General features: G+C 46.0%; 17 protein-coding genes. 14 read left to right on the forward strand and 3 right to left on the reverse strand.

Annotation, left to right across the window (positions count from 1 at the left end):
- Window position 1 precedes the first annotated feature (1 nt).
- The 6 genes from flgH to R7070_RS00660 are packed head-to-tail and all read left to right on the forward strand — an operon-like array spanning window position 2 to window position 5,699.
- Window positions 2-673 (forward strand): flagellar basal body L-ring protein FlgH, encoded by a 672-nt coding sequence (flgH, locus tag R7070_RS00635; protein ID WP_017635111.1) that lies wholly within the window; start codon window positions 2-4, stop codon window positions 671-673.
- Window positions 658-1,794: a flagellar basal body P-ring protein FlgI gene (locus R7070_RS00640; RefSeq protein WP_086026720.1), complete on the forward strand. Its 1,137-nt coding sequence runs from the start codon at window positions 658-660 to the stop codon at window positions 1,792-1,794. The genes flgH and R7070_RS00640 overlap by 16 nt, the downstream gene beginning before the upstream one ends.
- Before the next feature lie 10 nt (window positions 1,795-1,804).
- Window positions 1,805-2,353, forward strand: a complete 549-nt coding sequence (locus R7070_RS00645; protein WP_005374002.1) for a rod-binding protein — start codon at window positions 1,805-1,807, stop codon at window positions 2,351-2,353.
- A complete protein-coding gene (gene flgK / locus R7070_RS00650) occupies window positions 2,354-3,727 on the forward strand; it encodes a flagellar hook-associated protein FlgK (protein WP_005374000.1) in 1,374 nt (457 codons plus the stop codon).
- 13 nt (window positions 3,728-3,740) lie between these two features.
- The gene (gene flgL / locus R7070_RS00655; protein ID WP_005373998.1) at window positions 3,741-4,640 is read left to right on the forward strand and encodes a flagellar hook-associated protein FlgL; all 900 of its coding nucleotides are present in this window, start codon (window positions 3,741-3,743) and stop codon (window positions 4,638-4,640) included.
- 18 nt (window positions 4,641-4,658) lie between these two features.
- Complete coding sequence (locus tag R7070_RS00660; protein ID WP_042523339.1) at window positions 4,659-5,699, forward strand: flagellin; 1,041 nt, start codon at window positions 4,659-4,661, stop codon at window positions 5,697-5,699.
- Between the two features lie 88 nt (window positions 5,700-5,787).
- Here R7070_RS00660 and R7070_RS00665 read toward each other — a convergent pair whose 3' ends face one another.
- Window positions 5,788-8,451, reverse strand: a complete 2,664-nt coding sequence (locus tag R7070_RS00665) for a DUF2339 domain-containing protein (RefSeq protein ID WP_411912984.1) — start codon at window positions 8,449-8,451, stop codon at window positions 5,788-5,790.
- Window positions 8,452-8,891: 440 nt separating this feature from the next.
- Here R7070_RS00665 and R7070_RS00670 point away from each other — a divergent pair, with 440 nt between their 5' ends.
- The 4 genes from R7070_RS00670 to R7070_RS00685 all read left to right on the forward strand — a co-directional run bounded on the left by R7070_RS00670 (window position 8,892) and on the right by R7070_RS00685 (window position 13,057).
- On the forward strand, window positions 8,892-10,691 hold the full coding sequence (locus R7070_RS00670; protein WP_005373994.1) for a cation:proton antiporter: 1,800 nt from the start codon (window positions 8,892-8,894) through the stop codon (window positions 10,689-10,691).
- Between the two features lie 238 nt (window positions 10,692-10,929).
- Window positions 10,930-11,949, forward strand: coding sequence for a type 2 isopentenyl-diphosphate Delta-isomerase (gene fni, locus R7070_RS00675; protein WP_005373993.1), 1,020 nt, complete (start codon window positions 10,930-10,932; stop codon window positions 11,947-11,949).
- Window positions 11,950-12,143: 194 nt separating this feature from the next.
- On the forward strand, window positions 12,144-12,407 hold the full coding sequence (locus R7070_RS00680; RefSeq protein ID WP_005373992.1) for a DUF3012 domain-containing protein: 264 nt from the start codon (window positions 12,144-12,146) through the stop codon (window positions 12,405-12,407).
- 251 nt (window positions 12,408-12,658) lie between these two features.
- Window positions 12,659-13,057 carry a GFA family protein gene (locus R7070_RS00685; RefSeq protein WP_005373991.1) on the forward strand — a complete coding sequence of 133 codons (399 nt, stop codon included), beginning with the start codon at window positions 12,659-12,661 and terminating at the stop codon, window positions 13,055-13,057.
- Between the two features lie 96 nt (window positions 13,058-13,153).
- On the opposite strand, the gene R7070_RS00690 is transcribed toward R7070_RS00685, so the two are convergent.
- Entirely contained in the window at window positions 13,154-13,504 is a 351-nt protein-coding gene (locus R7070_RS00690; protein ID WP_025768015.1) for a rhodanese-like domain-containing protein, read from the reverse strand.
- Window positions 13,505-13,771: 267 nt separating this feature from the next.
- Here R7070_RS00690 and R7070_RS00695 point away from each other — a divergent pair, with 267 nt between their 5' ends.
- The 3 genes from R7070_RS00695 (at window position 13,772) to R7070_RS00705 (ending at window position 16,009) form a co-directional block, all read left to right on the forward strand.
- On the forward strand, window positions 13,772-14,062 hold the full coding sequence (locus tag R7070_RS00695; protein WP_005373989.1) for a co-chaperone GroES: 291 nt from the start codon (window positions 13,772-13,774) through the stop codon (window positions 14,060-14,062).
- Window positions 14,063-14,095: 33 nt separating this feature from the next.
- Window positions 14,096-15,694, forward strand: a complete 1,599-nt coding sequence (gene groL / locus R7070_RS00700) for a chaperonin GroEL (RefSeq protein ID WP_053304624.1) — start codon at window positions 14,096-14,098, stop codon at window positions 15,692-15,694.
- A gap of 105 nt (window positions 15,695-15,799) precedes the next feature.
- Window positions 15,800-16,009: a hypothetical protein gene (locus tag R7070_RS00705; RefSeq protein WP_115386481.1), complete on the forward strand. Its 210-nt coding sequence runs from the start codon at window positions 15,800-15,802 to the stop codon at window positions 16,007-16,009.
- A gap of 130 nt (window positions 16,010-16,139) precedes the next feature.
- Here R7070_RS00705 and R7070_RS00710 read toward each other — a convergent pair whose 3' ends face one another.
- Window positions 16,140-16,751: a LysE family translocator gene (locus R7070_RS00710; protein WP_258664356.1), complete on the reverse strand. Its 612-nt coding sequence runs from the start codon at window positions 16,749-16,751 to the stop codon at window positions 16,140-16,142.
- Window positions 16,752-16,860: 109 nt separating this feature from the next.
- Between R7070_RS00710 and R7070_RS00715 the strand changes: the two genes are divergently transcribed.
- Window positions 16,861-17,751, forward strand: coding sequence for a LysR family transcriptional regulator (locus R7070_RS00715; protein ID WP_054865461.1), 891 nt, complete (start codon window positions 16,861-16,863; stop codon window positions 17,749-17,751).
- Window positions 17,752-17,790 lie beyond the last annotated feature (39 nt).

The following is a 17,790-nucleotide window of genomic DNA, read 5'->3' on the forward strand; positions in this document are numbered from 1 at the left end:
AATGAAATGGCTTTCTAAGAGTTGGGCAGTAGCCGCCGTGTTGCTGGTGGGATGTGCTGGCCGTCAGGAATTTATTCCGCCTGAGCCGAATGCTGAGGAATATGCACCACCAACGCTCGATTACACGCTGCCGGAAACCCAATCTGGTAGCCTTTATCGTCACCAATACACGATGACCCTGTTTCAGGATCGTCGTGCTTACCGAGTTGGCGATGTATTAACGGTTCAATTATCAGAAGAAACCTCATCGAGTAAAAATGCGGGTACTAAGTTCGGTAAAAGTTCAGCAATTAACTTTGTGGCTCCGACCATAGGCACGAAAACTATCGATGAGTTAGGGGTTAGCGTGGATGGCAAACGTAACTTCGATGGCAGTGCATCAAGTTCACAAGGCAACAAGCTTCAAGGTGCCATTACGGTAACGGTACACGAAGTATTACCTAATGGCGTATTGCGTATCAGCGGTGAAAAATGGCTTCGTCTGAATCAAGGCGACGAGTTTATTCGTCTAACCGGTATCGTCCGTGTGGATGATATTAACCGCAGTAACCAAGTTTCTTCTCAACGAATTGCTGATGCAAGAATTACCTACGCAGGTCGCGGAGCGCTAGCTGACAGCAACGCAGCCGGGTGGCTAACTCAGTTCTTCAACAGCCCATGGGTACCTTTCTAATGAAGACAATGCAATCTTTCTTTATGTCTCTCCTATTGGTGTTGACCTTGGGACTACCAGGCACTTCACGTGCTGAAGCGGAAATTCCGATCATGGACTTGGTCGATGTTCGCGGCATTCGAGAAAACCAACTGGTTGGTTATGGTTTGGTAGTTGGCTTAGCCGGCCAAGGTGACCGAAACCAAGTGAAATTTACCTCTCAATCTATTACCAACATGCTACGTCAGTTTGGGGTTCAAATTGATGACAGTATGAACCCTAAGCTACGAAATGTGGCTTCTGTGAGTGTGACAGCGTCCGTTGACCCAATGGCAGGCCCAGGACAAACGTTGGATGTGGTTGTGTCTTCAATCGGTGATGCAAAGAGCCTTCGCGGTGGTACGTTATTGCTAACGCCTTTACGTGGTATTGATGGCGAAGTGTACGCGATTGCGCAAGGTAACGTGGTTGTGGGCGGCTTATCTGCAGAGGGGCGAAGTGGCTCCAAAGTAGAAGTAAACACACCAACGGCGGGTCGCGTTCCGAATGGTGCGACTTTAGAGAGAGAAATCAAAACCGATTTCAACCAACGTGATGAAATCACCCTAAACCTGCGCAAGCCTAGCTTCACTACAGCAAAAAATATTGCGCGTGAAATTAACAACACTTTTGGGCCTAACGTTGCAGTTGCGATCAATAAAGCGCGCATTGATATGCGTGCACCAAAAGATACACAGCAGCGTGTCGTCATGATGTCGATGCTTGAAGAAATGAGCGTCGTTGAAGGCCGTAAACCTGCTCGTATTGTCTTTAACTCTCGCACTGGCACCGTAGTGATCGGTAAGAGTGTCAAAGTGAGTGAAGCAGCAGTAAGTCACGGTAACTTGACCGTGCGAATTTCTGAATCACAACAAGTTAGTCAGCCTAATGCGTTTGCAAATGGCGATACGAAAGTCGTTAACCAAACGGACCTTGATGTGAATGAAGATCTCGCTCAGATGGTGATTTGGCCTCCAGGCACGGAACTTAACACCATAGTTAATGCGGTAAATAGTTTAGGTGCCACGCCTACAGACTTGATGTCTATCCTGCAAGCTTTGAGTGAAGCAGGTGCATTGAACGCTGAATTGGTCGTGATATAAGGAGTTAAGGATGAAGCTAGACAGTACCAATGAACAAACTCAGTTAAATTCGATGCTTTATCACGACAATAGTGCATTGGCTAACATCAAGCATAGTCGTGATCAAGAAGGCGCACTTGAAGTCGTCGCAGGTCAATTTGAGGCAATGTTCCTACAAATGGTGTTACGCCAAATGCGCAGCAGTAGTGATGCTCTTGCTGATAAAGACAGCCCGTTCGCCAGTCAGCAACAAGGGGTATTCCGTGATATGTATGACGGTCAGCTGGCGATGGAACTAGCAAAGAAACAGAGCTCAGGCATTGCCAATATGCTCATCCAGCAGCTGAGCCCGTCTATGCGTGAGGTTGCTTTCGATGCTGCGCGCAACATCTCATCCGCTAACGATGGTAAAGCTTCGAATTCTGAATCTATCTCACAAGTAGATTCTAAAGAGGTGGAGAAGAATTCAAGCCTATTTAATACCGCTTCTCAAGCCGTCGCCTCTGTTAAACAGGTATTCGGTGAGGCCGGTATGACTACCGCGTTTTCTCAGCCGTTGATCAGAAAAATGGAGCTGTAAATGAACCTAGTTAATATTGCCCTTTCAGGTTTAGGCGCGAACCGTGTGGCCCTAGACGTAACCGCGCAAAACGTGGCAAACGTGAATACCGTGGGTTACAGTCGTCAACAAGCGTTGATGGCGTCTGTCGATGATGGTAAAGCCAATCGCTTAAGTCCAGGTTTAGGGGTAGAAGTCACTAGCATTCGCCGCGTTACTGATCAATTTCTGATTAAGCAAACGTGGTCGACTAACAGTATGGCGGCATACGCATCTGGATACACCAGTAACATGAGTCAGCTGGAGAATACGCTTGGTGCCGATGGTTTCAGTATATCGGCTGGCTTGGACTCACTAAACGCCGCGCTTAACGATGCGACTGTTAAGCCAGAATCCATACCCTACCGCCAGCAGATCATTAACGAATCTGAAGCTTTGGCCCGCCGTTTTAATACGCTTACCGAGTCTTTATACAATCAACATAAAGACATGAGCGACCAACGTAATGCAGCGCTTAACCACGCGAATAGCCTTATGGAAAATATCGCGAAGGTGAACAAGCAACTGGTAGAGATGCAAGGTACAGGTGGTAACCCATCACAGTTAATGGATGAACGAGATAGGTTAATCGGTGAGTTATCTCAAACCATTGAAATCAAAACAACACAGCAGCATGACGGCAGTGTTCAGGTCACACTAACCTCTGGTCAACCGCTTGTGATGGGTACGGACCATGGCAAACTGGAAGCCATTCCTGACCCGAGTGATCCTTACTTGGCGGACTTACACGTCACGTTCTCGAATCAAAGCTTTGCGATTGGTGACTCGCTTGGTGGCAAATTAGGTGCGATTAATGACTATCAAACCGAAGTGTTGAAACCAAACCAACTGGCTCTGAATGACATGGCGAAAGCTCTCGCGGATGAATACAACGCCGTGCTTGCGACTGGCAAAGACTTAAATGGCAACCCAGGTAAACCTTTGTTCAGCTATGACCCAGCAAACCCTGCAGCCAGTTTGGATATTACCAAGCTAACTCCAGATGAGCTTGCGTTCTCAAGTGATGGAACACCTGGTAACGCAGATGCGTTGCAATCATTGATCGAGTTAAGCAACAAGCCAGTGGCGGTATCAGGTTACGGCTCAGTAAGCTTGAACGATGCCTTTAGTTCAATGGTGGGTCAAACCGCAATTAAAGCACGCCAAGCTAATGCTGATTATCAAGCGAAGTTAGCCATGAACAAGCAAGCGCACGCAGCTCGCGATAATGTTAGTTCCGTAAACAGCGATGAAGAAGCGGCTAACCTAATGATGTTTGCTAATGCGCACAATGCCAACATGAAAGTGATCAGCACAGCAAATCAACTGCTCGATTCTATTCTGCAGTTATTCTAAGAGGAAAGTTTAGATGCGAATTAGTGACAATCAATTTAGTCAAATGATGTTGCACAGCTTGCAGAGCAATAGCGCGGGATTAGGCGAAGCTCTGCAACAGATGTCTACTGGCAAGCGCTTGACCAAGCTGTCTGACGATCCAATGGCTTCGATCAAGTTGCTTAACTTAGACCGAGAAACCAGTGCGATTGCTCAGTACAAAAACAACATTGAAAACGTAAAAACGACGCTATCGAGTCAAGAAACCCATTTAGATTCGATCAAAGAAAGCTTAAAAAGCATGCGAGACATCGCGCTTTGGGGTGCGAACGGCTCTCTTACTGACGAAAGTCGTGGCGGTATGATTACAGAGCTTAAGAGTTACCGTGACTCTATTGAGTCGTCTTTTAACGCGCAGGATGAAGAAGGGCACTACCTTTTCTCTGGTACTAAAACGGATACTGCGGCTGTAAGTAAAGCGAGCGGCAGCTACGTAATTGAAGGTAATAGTGACAAGCGCGTAGTAACAATTGCTAAAGGTGTCACGATGGATTCCAATATGACTGCAAAAGAAATATTGGACCTTGGGGGAGGCCATAACGTGCTTAACCAAATTGATGCGCTGATCAAAGAGTTTGAGAGCCCTACCGCCAACTTCAGAGCTGAAGTTGAGGCGAGTATCAGCGCTATCGACGATACTTTTTCAAACGTACTAGGGACCATGACTGAGATTGGTGGTCGACACAACAACTTAGATCTTGTTGGTGGCGCGCACAGTGAAAACAAGCTGTTCGTTGACAAAGTATCTGGAGACCTCTCTGCTCTGGACTATGGTGAAGCGTCGGTACGATTGAGTAATTACATGGCCGCTTTGCAAGCAACGCAAGCAAGCTATGTGAAGATCGATGGTTTGTCGCTGTTTGACCGTTTATAAGGTTAGGAAGTTCTTTTTATGGTAATGAGTACAGTAGAGGTTAGACCCCATAGCATACGCTTAGGTGGACAAGAACAAGCCTCTATCATGCCGACCCGTTCTGCAGACTCAAGTACGGCAATTAAACCGCGCCCGGCGCAAATTCAGGCTGACACTGCGTCAGCCTACTCTGTATCTGGTATTCAGCTTACGCAGGGTCAGCAGCAAGCCACGGCGGTTCAGATCGCGTCCAAATCGCTGCAGGTGATTGGCAAAGAGCTCACGCAAATTAAACGTGGTTTGACGCAAGCTGTGAATCAAGGCGTACAAAATGTTCCTAGTTTGCAGGATACATTGGTTCGCTCTAAAGCCACCATCCAAAAAGTCGTTGAGCAAGCACGTTTCGATGGCCAGAAAGTCCTAAATAACGAACTGCACTTAAAACTGGATAAAGCGGACATTCGTCGCTTTTCTATTCCAGGTTTGAATGTTCATCGCTTAAGCGACAAGGCCGAGCAAATCCGTTTGGATTTTCCTCAAGGTCAAGCGGTGATGATTCAGTTTGATGGACAATCAGACGGTGAGCGAACGGTCAAAATGCTGGATCGCAGCTTGATTGCGTTAGGAATGCGAGCCTCATTAGCCGATGATGGCAGCATTTTATTTGAAGCCAGAGACAACGCTTATCAACAAATGCAGCAAAAGGTGATGGTAACGGGGGAAGGGCACCGATTCCCTGCGGGGCAGCCTAACGTTTTGAACTTAAAGTCTGAGCCAGATGGTATTGCGGAGCTCGGGTTTGATTTAGGCTCACGCGACGGCATCAAGCAGACGATTGCCAAAGTAAATCAGCATCTGAAACAAGTTCAAACGAGCTTGCAGGAGGCGAAAGCTTTTCATGGTGAACTGAATACTCAAATGCGTTCTATCCAAACCAAAACCGCACAGCTTTCAGTCAATGAGGTGAATGCAAAACTGGATGGATTCATGCAAAAGTCTGGCGAGTTTACTTCGACTTTTCAGGCATTGAATGCGCAAGCAAACGTGCGTCGTCATACCGTGGTCGCTTTACTGAAGTAACGAACACTCCAATGATTCCCGGCTTTACACTGTTATCGTCCCCCAATAACGAAAACAGCGCACTGTCGGGAATCTCTCTTTGACTCGTCTAGGGCTCGAGTGCTTTTGCCACCGAACGATTCAATTTCTGGAATAGCCATCCAAGTGCTATCAAAGATGCACCTAAGCCTAAGAAGCTTATTGCTCGCCAGAACCCATCCAGAGAGCTCACATCCCATAAGAATACTTTCAGTGCGACACCGGCAAGGACCACTAGACCGACACGCTGCATCATCAGCCCCTGTTGGGTCACGCCGCGCCAAGTCAGCAATCCACCTACGAGCAAGCCAGCCACTGAATAACTGAACAACTCTGCCATGCTGGTTGGCTGATACAGCATCATCGATGTGGTTTGCCAGAATTGACGGATAGACATCCCCAACCAAATGGCTGCAAGTAAAAAGCCTAGACTAGCAATCGCAAATCGATGAACTTGCAACGTATTCCAGCGTTTAAAGGTTGCGATAAGCAGGATGCAAGCTGGTAACAGCCAGCCGATACTCAGCATGTTAAAGATGGGAAGTGCTTGTGCCGAGACGTTATCAGTCACCAACGGCGATTCTGCCGTATTAAGCAAAACAATCAATATAGCGAACGCGCACCAAAGCAAGTAACTATAGATTTCGTAGATACGGCTTAAGCGTTGCGCAAATTGGCTGCGGTAGCTGTATACCAAACCCATAACTAATGCTTGATTGGCAAAGACTGCCGCACTTGTGAAGTCGATGTTCCCCAAGTAACCATATTGCCCCGTTAACCAGTAGTTAGTTTGGGTGAACAATGCCATTAAGAATACATGTAAAAACGCCCCTTCAAACCAGTTGGTCAGTTCTCGGTCCACTTGTTTTAGTGTTGAACGAGCATAAGACAAGATGAAGAGAGAAGGCAGATAACTCACCAGAACCCAAGCCCAATGCCCAGCTTCTACCGGTTGCCATTCGGGTATGAAAGGTAGCAGCGTGAGTCGGATAACCAGTATTCCCATTGCCACTTTAATCGCCCAACTCGCAGGTCGAAATAACCCGACTTGAGCCTGTAAGGCCATTATCGCAACTTGTATTGAGATTGCTGTTGTTAACCAAGTATCACTCAACCAAACAAAAGCGATACCTACGATTAAAGCATGCATAACGGCAGAGCATTCTAATGCCAACGAACGTGCACGCTGACCAAGCACAACGTAGTAAGTGGCCATCAATGCGCAGAATGCAGTCCAATACCACAGGTAGCCTTGCATAAATTCGTCAATATAAAACAACGTAATTAAGCTCATCGCGGGAGCCAGTACCAGCAGAAGCAGCCCACTGAGTTGCGAACGGTCACTAAGTGATTGGCAATATGTTCGATAGCAGATCAGCGCAATACTCACCGCCAATGCGAATAGGATGCTAGCTTCTCGCTCTAACATATACAGCGCATTAAAAGCGATGGTAAGAACAATCAGCGCGGTTGCTGAGACGAGAATGGATGGCAAAAATACACGTAATGACCAGCCTGTACGAAGTGCTGGTAGCCAGATGATCGCAACAAGCAGCGTATAACAGTACGCCATTTGTAGAGTGTTCAGATCCGGCATTCTGGTGACGGCAGAAAAGGTCAATAAAGCAGTTGCGAGAGCGGTAGCGGTCGGCGAGTTTGTCCACTTGCTTTGATAGTGACGAAAGCGAGGATTGAGCATCCAACCCATTCTCGGAACCGCGAAAATGAGATACAAAGTGATGGAGAGATAAATCGCGAGCCACGAGAACAACCGTTCTGTTGGTGTACTCTCAATCAACAGCAACATCCAAATGACATGTGGAATCGCGATACTTGGCGTAATCCATGACCTACGCACTTTTTGCATCAATAAGGTCGCCGCGAACGAAATTGCGCAGATGTATCCGGCTAACAAAAAGTAGTTGGGTTCATTACCCCCAATCCACAGTGGTGCTGTGTAGCCACCAATTAAGCCAAGCACGGCCATTAACGGCCCTTGTCGCAATGATAATGCTAAACTGAAAAATGCCGCTGAAGCCAAGATGATCAACGAGATACTCGGCGTTAGCATTTGATAAACCACAAAGGCAAAAATGACGGTGCAGTAAATGCCCGTTAATCCCGTACCGGTAACAGCAGCAGGAACATACGTAAAGCCTTGGGCTCGTGCTGCCCGTTGCGGATTCTGTTGTTCTTTACGGTGAAACCACTCGCCAACAAGCACCATAAGTAATGAGATCACAAAGGCAAAGGACACTCGCATAAATGGCGAAAACTGGATGTGACTACCAATCACCTGTACGAGATAACCTCCACCGATCAGCATGGCCAATGCGCCTACCCAAACCAACCAATTTTCTTGAATGTTGCTAAGCAGGCTCTGAACTTTACTCTGAAGGAATGACTCATTTTCTTGACTAAAAACATCCAGTTGCACTTCTCTTGTCTGGGCGTACCCTTGATTCGCAGCGCTCTGGTCCAAGTCTAGGTTGGCAGCTGGATCATGTTCCCCAGAGGATGAGACATTTTTCTGTGGTGATTCTATGTGAGGTGACGTCGCTACAGATGGTGTGTCTTTTTCGATGCTGGATTGTTGGTGCGCTTGTGGGTTTGAGCCCCCATGGACACTGGCTCGTAGTGATGTGACTTCCTCACGAAGTTTGGTTAGTTCTTTTTCTAAAAGTGCAGCTCGGTTGGCGGCTTTCACTCCGATGAGGATGGCGAGACACGCCATGAACAGTGCTAGTATAACGTACAATCCATTTCTCCTTGCGTACGTCGCGTGACCCACGATTCTTAACTTTGAGCACTTACGCTAAAGCTTAGTTCATGCTCTATGCCTTAGCCTCATATAGTGCTAGGTTCCGCGCTTTCTTCAGAAATCATTCTACATAATGAAACTCAATGCGTAATGATGAATTCGACAAAGTCGCACACTTGTGTGCCACTTTAAGACCTGATGAACAAAAATGAGTCGTTAAGTCATTGGGGGTCAACTATATTCATAGTTCTGATGCGATCGCCAAAGGACTTCAAACATGTGCGTTTCGTAGCGATGTCATCGAAGGTCAGTCGTTTGATTTGCACGTTCGGTTGTTTCTATTTGACCGTAAGGCTGAATGTATTCGGGTATAGCGCATTCACGCGAAAAAAGACAAAAACAGGTAATTATTGATGCAAGTGGGTAATGAAGCGCTGGTGCTGTCAGCGGTTGGGGTTATTGGTTTAGGTTGCCAATGGTTAGCTTGGCGATTGCGTTTGCCAGCGATTTTATTTTTGTTGTTGGCAGGGCTGATCGTCGGGCCATTTATGCAGTGGTTAAATCCTGATGAGATATTAGGTAATTTGCTCTTTCCGTTGGTCTCTTTGGCGGTGGCAGTGATTTTATTTGAAGGCAGTTTGACCTTAAATTTTAAAGAAATTCGTGGCGTGAGTGGTTCGGTATGGAGCATTGTTTCCATCGGGGCGATCATTTCGTGGGCGGCGACCAGTATCGCAACACACTATTTCCTCGGCTTTACTTGGGAGCTTGCCATGTTGTTCGGCAGCTTAACCGTAGTAACAGGGCCGACGGTCATCGTGCCACTTCTACGAACCGTAAGACCTAACAGTACGCTTGCTAACATTTTGCGATGGGAAGGGATTTTGATTGACCCGCTCGGTGCGCTTTTTGTTGTGATGGTTTACGAGTTTATCGTATCTCACAGCGCGATAAATAGCGTCGAAGTGTTTGGGACGATCATTGCTGTCGGTGTCATGCTAGGTGCGGCCTCAGGCTATGCAGTTGCGACGATCATGCGTCGCTCTTGGCTACCGGAATATTTGCAGCCATTTGCGGTTTTGATGGTGGTTCTAGGTGTATTTTCGGTCTCTAACCACATTGAGTCTGAAGCTGGGTTACTAACCGTCACCGTAATGGGTATGTGGCTCGCAAACGCTAAAGACATCAATATTCAGCAAATTCTGCACTTTAAAGAGCATTTAACCATTTTACTGATCACCGGATTGTTCATCTTCCTTGCGGCTCGAATCAGTCTGGATGATTTTGCTGCGCTAGGTAGCGGTGCGTTATTGTTGTTTGTATTTATGCAGTTAGTGTCGCGTCCGTTATCGATTTTTCTTTCAACCTTCCGCAGCAACTTGCGTCTTAAAGATAAGCTGTTTTTGTCTTGGGTTGCACCGCGCGGTATTGTTGCTGCTTCGATTTCGTCTCTTTTCGCGATCAAATTGACCGAATACGGCATTGATGAAGCGATTTTACTGGTCCCTATGACCTTCATGGTGATTATAGGAACGGTCGTGTTACAAAGTGCGACGGCACGTCCTGTAGCGCTGACGTTGGGCGTTGCAGAGCCAGCACCACGCGGCTTCTTGTTGATTGGTGCTAACCGAGTAGCAAGAGAAATAGGGCAGGCGCTGGCGCGTTATGACCGCCGCGTATTAATGACTGACTCAAACTGGGAGTACATCAGTCAGGTTCGTATGTTGGGGTTGGATTACTATTACGGCAACCCTATTTCTAGTCACGCGGACGACAACTTGAACTTGATAGGAGTTGGACAAGTGGTTGCATTAACGCCCGATCAGCATTTCAACATTATGGCTTGCATGCAATTCGTCGACGAGTTTGGGGAAGATAAAGTTCACTGCTTACAAAAAGTGAAAACCAACGGCAATGGCAGCGAGAAGCACTCCGTGGCTCAGGAGTACCATGGTAAATTGCTGATGGGCGGCAATGTAAGCTATACCCAGCTAGCCAGTATGTTAAGTCGTGGTGCAGAGGTTAAACACACGAAATTGAGCGATAACTTCACGTATCAAGATTATTTAGCGCATCACAAAGGTAGTTCAGTTGTACCGCTGTTCCATGTAGAAGAAAAAGGAAAAATTCAATTCTGTGATGATCCCGAACAGTTTGAACCAACGACGACAAGCACTGTTGTGTCGCTAATTCTGTCGGACAGCGTAAAGTAAACTACAGAGCAATGTGATCCATTTTCATCATGGGTATCGTACGCTGATTATCTCAATTTGAAGAGAAACTTGCCGGCTTGTTTAAAACGGAAAGCGAGTTTCTTTTCTTATAATGTCAGGGGCAGTCGAGATTCATTACTCGTTTCGGAAAAGTAATCCGGCAAATTCACAAAATTCGCATTGACGTTACTGATAAGGATCGCAATACTGCGCGACTGTTTTACTTTAGGATGACATTATGGCTCCGCAAACTAACCGAAAAGATTTACACCTAGATGCTGTTTTACATCATGATATGAGCATGAAGCATAAAACGGCGGGTTTTGAGTCTGTCGAGTTTGAACACTGTGCGCTGCCAGAATGTGACTTTCACGCGATCGATTTATCGACAGAGTTTCTTGGTCATCAATTAGCGCTACCGTTTTTGATTAGCTCGATGACTGGCGGAGCAAAAGACGCAGAAACGATCAATTGTCGTTTAGCTGAAGCAGCAAGTGAATTAGGTATTGCCATGGGTGTGGGCTCGCAACGGATTAGCTTAGAAGAAAGTCAGCATTCGGGCTTGGGTAAAACCATTCGTGAGTTGGCGAAAGAAGTACCGTTGTATTCCAATCTTGGAGCCGCTCAATTGCTCGATAAAGGTAAACTCGATAATGCGCAACGTGCGGTTGAGGCGATTCAAGCCGATGCCTTGTTTGTGCACGTTAATCCAATGCAGGAAGCGTTTCAGAAAAATGGCGACCACAATTGGGTTGGTGTTTTCCAGGCAATTGAGATGCTTAAATCTCGCGTGAAGGTTCCTATCATTATCAAAGAAGTCGGTTTTGGTATTAGCGGACACGTTGCGCAGCGATTAATTGATGCTGGTGTGGATGCAATTGACGTTGCGGGCGCGGGTGGCACAAGCTGGAGTGCGGTTGAAGGGTATTGCCAAGATAATCCGAAAATGCAGCGTGCAGCCGAGCTTTTCCGCGATTGGGGTGTCCCTACAGCAACATGTTTGGCTCAAATCCGCGCACTGCATCCTACATTACCCTTGATCGCCTCGGGAGGTGTTCATAACGGACTTGAAGCGGCGAAAGCCATTCATTTGGGGGCTAATCTCATTGGGCAAGCTGGTGCGGTATTAAAAGCTGCGACGATCAGCACGCAGTCTGTCGTCGATCACTTTGAACAAATGGCATTAGAGCTGCGTTTAACGTGCTTTGGTACTGGCTCTTTTAAGGTTGGTGAGCTAACAAAAGCGCGCTGCCTATAGCTTTTAGAATGGCGCGCTTTACACAGAGTCGCTCAATAATTTTTCGATGTCTTAACACGTAGACTGATAATTTCGTTATAGTTGATACAAAAGTCACTTCAGCTAGTGACGCCTTTATTCAGACACTTGAATGGGCACGTGTTGAAGAGATTGAGTTTAATTTTACTATTGTTTGCAACTGGAACCTTAAATTTATGAAAAAACTAGTCATGCTGATGTTGGCGGCTTCTGCTTTGACCGCTTGTAGTGATGAAGTGGGCACTGAAGGCTGGTGTAACGACATGCGCGATAAGCCAAAAACAGAATGGACAGCAGACAACGCGGTAGACTTTGCAAAGCATTGTGTTCTGCAAGATGGTGTCGGCAGCGAGCAATGGTGTGAAAACCTGAAAGATAAGCCGAAAGGTGACTGGACTGCAAACGAAGCGACCAGCTTTACTAAACACTGCATTTTTTAAGCACAGCGGAAAGCGCCTTTTCTGAGGCGACATTCTGTGAGGTAAACACCAAGCGTTATTGCTTGGTGTTTTTGTATCTAAAATAGCTCTATTTTTCACGTGTCAGCGCACTTCCCTCTGAATGGAAAGTTTTACATTTTCGTTTCATTTTTGAAAACCTGTATTGCCTGTCTTTAATTTTTCGTATTGCAATGGCATGGTGTCGAGATAGCCATCTAATTCAATTAGATTCATAACAAAAAGGAATTCAAATGGAAGTACTAAAAGGCTCATGTCTGTGCGGCAAGGTAAAGTTGGAAGTGGCAGATGAATTTAAGTACATGGGAAATTGCCATTGCTCTGAATGCCGCAAGTTCACAGGTTCTGACTATTCATCTGCCGGTGGTATTGCGTTGGATAAACTGCTTATTATCCAAGGGAAAGAAGATATTCAAACTTATCAGAAAAGCGAAAATACCATGCTATGCTTTTGTCGCCACTGCGGATCGAGCCTGTATTCGAAAAAGAACAATGGGATCGTCAATATTCGCCTTGGTATCTTGGATGACACACCTTCTCACAAGCCTGATTTCCATATTTTTGTCGCATCGAAAGCGCCATGGATCGAGATATCGGATAACCTGACTCAATTTGATGCAGGGCCCAGATAGTAGAGTTGTTGTAGATAAGTATTTAGAAACAGAGCGCGTTACAATACGCTTGCGACGCGCTCTGTGCTTTTACTTTGTATATTAGAACGGAGACGACTATTTGGCGTCTTGTAGTTCTTCAAAGCCACCTGCATTGTGCAGATTCGTAAAGCCTTGCGATTGTAAGTATTGATACGCTTTGCCAGAGCGGTTACCACTGCGACAGTACAACACGATAGCTTGATCTTTATCGACGTCTTGAAAATGTTTATCAAGTTCAGATAAAGGGAAGTTGACGGCATTATCCAAATGCCCTTCAGAAAACTCTTGCGGCGTGCGCACATCGACAATCATCGCGCCCTCGTCAATCAATTGCCAACCTTGTTCAGCGCGTTCAGAAGCTGACACGTTGGGTGAGAGGAAGCCAACGCATAACGTTGCAAGAAATAGAGATACGGCCTTTTTCATTGTTTGATTATCCTTTTTAAGAGTACGTAACCACTCTAGATTTGATTGAGCACATTTTCTATCATAAAGAGATGCTAAGTGGTTGTGAATGCGATAATTCGATAGAAAATTTTATTTAATTTAATAAAAAATTTTTATCAAATTCACCTCTTGAACTCTCATTTTTCGACCTTATTATTTTCATCGAAAGCGAGCTGTCGACTCGCAAATCCATCTTGATGTTTATTTTGTCTTTTATTTTTGGTTCCAAGTAGGAGGCACTTAAAAATGAAAATTCGTCCTTTAAATGACAAGCTAATTGTTGAAAGACAAGAGGTGGAAAATAAATCTGAAGGGGGAATCGTTTTAACTTCTCAGTCGGTGAAAAAATCAAACCGCGGGAAAGTCATTGCTGTTGGTTTAGGTAAACGTCTTGAAAATGGCGAACGCGCTGCGATGGAAGTCAAAGTGGGCGACCAAATCATTTTCAATGACGGTTACGGCGTGAAAACCGAGAAAATTGACGGCGCAGAATACTTAATTCTGTCCGAATCTGATGTGTTAGCAATCGTTGAGTAATTATTTTTGTAGTAGTTTTTTGAGGAGATAACCATGGCTGCAAAAGACGTATTATTTGCTAATGACGCACGTCAAAAAATGCTGAAAGGTGTGAACTTACTGGCGGACGCAGTAAAAGTGACACTAGGCCCGAAAGGCCGCAACGTTGTGCTTGATAAATCTTACGGCGCGCCAACCATCACCAAAGATGGCGTGTCTGTAGCGAAAGAAATCGAACTGAAAGATAAGTTCGAAAACATGGGCGCACAAATGGTGAAACAAGTGGCGTCCAAAGCGAATGATGAAGCGGGGGACGGTACAACGACGGCTACCGTACTGGCGCAATCTTTCATCAATGAAGGTCTTAAAGCGGTAGCCTCTGGCATGAACCCAATGGACCTAAAACGTGGTATCGACAAAGCCACTGAAGCGGCGGTTGAGAAACTACGTGAAATGTCTAAGCCATGCAGCGACAAAGAATCCATTACCCAAGTGGGTAGCATTTCTGCAAACAGCGATCGCGCGATCGGTGAAATCATTGCAGAAGCGATGGAAAAAGTGGGTCGCAATGGCGTGATTACGGTTGAAGAAGGCCAAGGTCTAAACAACGAATTGTCTGTGGTTGAAGGTATGCAATTCGACCGCGGTTACTTGTCGCCATACTTCATCACTAACCAAGAAAATGGCAGCGTCGAGCTAGACAACCCATACATCCTATTGGTGGACAAAAAAGTCAGCAGCATCCGCGAGCTATTGCCTGTACTAGAAGAAGTGGCGAAATCTTCTCGCTCGCTATTGATCATTGCTGAAGACATCGAAGGTGAAGCGCTAGCGACATTGGTTGTGAACAACATGCGCGGCATCGTGCGTGCGACCGCGGTGAAAGCGCCTGGCTTTGGTGACAACCGTAAAGCGATGATGGAAGACATTGCGGTACTAACTGCTGGTACGGTCATCTCTGAAGAAATCGGCCTAGAGCTTGAAAAAGCAACGTTAGAGCAACTAGGTAGTGCGAAGAAAGTGACCATCACCAAAGACACAACAACCATTGTGGGTGGCGCAGCAGAAGCAAGCGCGATTGCTGATCGTGTGGCTTCGATTGAAAAACAAATCGAAACAACCACCTCTCAATACGATAAAGACAAGCTTCAACAACGTGTTGCGAAGCTTTCTGGCGGCGTAGCGGTGATCAAGATCGGCGCTGCAACCGAAGTTGAGATGAAAGAGAAGAAAGATCGCGTGGACGATGCACTACACGCTACTCGCGCAGCGGTTGAAGAAGGTATTGTTGCTGGTGGTGGTGTTGCCCTAACTAAGATCGCGAAAGAATTGGCGGATCTAAAAGGCGACAATGATGACCAAAACGTGGGTATCCGAGTTGCGTTACGTGCAATGGAAGAGCCTCTTCGTCAAATCGCAACTAACGCAGGTGACGAAGCTTCTGTTGTGGCGAACGCTGTCAAAGCTGGTGATTCCGATTACGGTTACAACGCTGCAACAGGTGAATACGGCAACATGATCGAAATGGGCATCTTGGACCCTGCGAAAGTAACACGTTCAGCGCTTCAATTCGCAGCGTCTGTTGCTGGCTTGATGATCACCACTGAAGCGATGATCACCAACCACGTTGAAGACAAAGAACTTGATATCTAACGTCATCAACCGTTAGTGATTAAGTAAGCGTTAAAATAACAATAACATTGCAAAACCTAAGCGGGCTCGCTTGAGCCCGCTAATCAGTCATTTGAGGTAAGTGTTATGACCCGTTTACCTGAGTTTTCTTTCTCAATATCTGAGCCGGGCGGTAATGAAGCTTCGTCAACGTGGCCGACTGCTATTCACTTCCCCCTCGTTCCAGCTGGGCCAGAGTTTTCGATCGAAAATGCTCTGCCTAAACGTCCGACGGTGACGATATTCACTATCGATCTGTCTCAGTTATTTAAAGGGGACGCCCGGGTCATCCATTAACTGTATCGAAACAGCCAGCGCACGTTGGCTGTTTTTTCTAATTTAAGGTATTGATAATGCAGATTTTTATTTGATTACAGCCACTTGTTCAATGATCAATTTGAATTGGGGTAATCGGACCGCAAGCGTACTACACTTTTAAGCCCAGCATCGCGCCGAAAATGATTAATCCCGCCCCACATGCTTGATTGAGTCGATGCTTAATCTTCAACAAGAAGGCTTGTAGCTTGGGTGACGTGAATAAAACAGCAACGATAGAAAACCAAATACCATGCAGCGCAATCATATAAATCCCGTAAAACAAGGCGATGTGTTGCTGACTAGAGTCGGGAGAAATCACTTGGCTAAAAATACTCAGAAAAAACAGCATCGTCTTGGGGTTGAGTAAATTACACAGAAATCCCTGCATGAAAAATCGCCACATTGAATACTCGCTCTGTTGAATGGTTTCTGAGTTTGACGCAGGCTGCGAGGAGAATATTCCTTTAAGCCCAAGGTAAACAAGATAAGCAGCTCCTAGGTAGCGCACGAGATTAAATAACCATTCATTTTGTGAAATTAAGTAACTGATCCCTAGCATGGAGTAAGCGGTGTGGATGCTTATCGCCATGCTGATACCAATCGCACTGTATACGCCTGCTTTTCGTCCTTGATTTAAGCTATTTCTTAATACCAAAACAAAGTCTGCGCCAGGGCTAATGACAATAAGCACACCTAATAACGCAAGAGTTACAAATTCCATATCGATTTCCTGTTTGAATGATGAAGTCTGGGATGTAGCGGAATTGTAGGCGTCTTTATTACTGACTATAATCGAAAAACATTCCCATATTGGTGAGAAAAACTCACAGATGCGTCACCTGAAATCTTTTTATGTCTTCCACGTTGCGGCGAGTTCTTCAAGCTACACTGAAGCGGCTGACAAACTAAACATTACCCACGGAGCCGTGAGTAAGCAGATCAAGCAACTTGAGCAATATCTGTCTCAACCTTTGTTCTTCAAAGAGGGCAGGAAAGTCGTGTTGACGGCGGAAGGCGAATTACTCAAGACATACACAGAAACGGCATTCCAAACGCTAGAAACAGGCGTGAATACGCTTATTCAAGAGAAGCATCAGCATCTTGAAGTGTCTTGTGAACCGACATTAACCATGCGCTGGTTGATGCCAAGGTTGGCCGCGTTTAATGATGAACACCGTGCTGATGTTCGTTTGTCGACGGCTGGTGGCCCGGTAACATTAGGATCAACTGGGCTTTCGATGGCGATTCGTCGAGACGATTTTGCGCAGCATCACGATTACGACAAAACCATTCTTGTGGAAGAGTGGGTGGGGCCGGTATTTTCTCCTGAGTATTGGCAATCCATTAAAGACAATTTGAAAGCAGCTCGATTGTTGAATAGCCAAACCAGACCGAATGCTTGGGCGGATTGGCAGCAATCAACGCGTTGTCAAACTTTCAACGGCAACACTCAGCAATCATTCGCGCATTTTTATTTTGGCATACAAGCCGCAGTGGATGGCTTAGGCGTCGCAATGGGATCGTATCCTTTTGTCATGGACGATATTAAGCGTGGTAATTTGGTCGCACCATTTGGGTTTTCTCCATCAAGTTGCAATTACGTTTTATTGAGTCAAGATAAAAAGCGTACAGAACTCGAACATAAATTTATCACGTGGTTACAAACGCAAATGGCAGAGTGTGTGCCACAGCCATCACAGCAGATTACGCAAGGCGAATAGAAGGCATAGAGCGAGATTACGTCAGTCAGTTTTATGGAA

The sequence above is a fragment of the Vibrio sp. 1557 genome (assembly GCF_033340175.1).
GTDB classification, from domain to species: Bacteria; Pseudomonadota; Gammaproteobacteria; order Enterobacterales; family Vibrionaceae; genus Vibrio; species Vibrio alginolyticus.

Coding starts and splice junctions, on each gene's coding strand:
- flgH (WP_017635111.1), top strand. CDS start 2: ATGAAATGGCTTTCTAAGAGTTGGGCAGTAGCCGCCGTGTTGCTGGTG.
- R7070_RS00640 (WP_086026720.1), top strand. CDS start 658: ATGGGTACCTTTCTAATGAAGACAATGCAATCTTTCTTTATGTCTCTC.
- R7070_RS00645 (WP_005374002.1), top strand. CDS start 1,805: ATGAAGCTAGACAGTACCAATGAACAAACTCAGTTAAATTCGATGCTT.
- flgK (WP_005374000.1), top strand. CDS start 2,354: ATGAACCTAGTTAATATTGCCCTTTCAGGTTTAGGCGCGAACCGTGTG.
- flgL (WP_005373998.1), top strand. CDS start 3,741: ATGCGAATTAGTGACAATCAATTTAGTCAAATGATGTTGCACAGCTTG.
- R7070_RS00660 (WP_042523339.1), top strand. CDS start 4,659: ATGGTAATGAGTACAGTAGAGGTTAGACCCCATAGCATACGCTTAGGT.
- R7070_RS00665 (WP_411912984.1), bottom strand. CDS start 8,451: ATGGCGTGTCTCGCCATCCTCATCGGAGTGAAAGCCGCCAACCGAGCT.
- R7070_RS00670 (WP_005373994.1), top strand. CDS start 8,892: ATGCAAGTGGGTAATGAAGCGCTGGTGCTGTCAGCGGTTGGGGTTATT.
- fni (WP_005373993.1), top strand. CDS start 10,930: ATGGCTCCGCAAACTAACCGAAAAGATTTACACCTAGATGCTGTTTTA.
- R7070_RS00680 (WP_005373992.1), top strand. CDS start 12,144: ATGAAAAAACTAGTCATGCTGATGTTGGCGGCTTCTGCTTTGACCGCT.
- R7070_RS00685 (WP_005373991.1), top strand. CDS start 12,659: ATGGAAGTACTAAAAGGCTCATGTCTGTGCGGCAAGGTAAAGTTGGAA.
- R7070_RS00690 (WP_025768015.1), bottom strand. CDS start 13,504: ATGAAAAAGGCCGTATCTCTATTTCTTGCAACGTTATGCGTTGGCTTC.
- R7070_RS00695 (WP_005373989.1), top strand. CDS start 13,772: ATGAAAATTCGTCCTTTAAATGACAAGCTAATTGTTGAAAGACAAGAG.
- groL (WP_053304624.1), top strand. CDS start 14,096: ATGGCTGCAAAAGACGTATTATTTGCTAATGACGCACGTCAAAAAATG.
- R7070_RS00705 (WP_115386481.1), top strand. CDS start 15,800: ATGACCCGTTTACCTGAGTTTTCTTTCTCAATATCTGAGCCGGGCGGT.
- R7070_RS00710 (WP_258664356.1), bottom strand. CDS start 16,751: ATGGAATTTGTAACTCTTGCGTTATTAGGTGTGCTTATTGTCATTAGC.
- R7070_RS00715 (WP_054865461.1), top strand. CDS start 16,861: ATGCGTCACCTGAAATCTTTTTATGTCTTCCACGTTGCGGCGAGTTCT.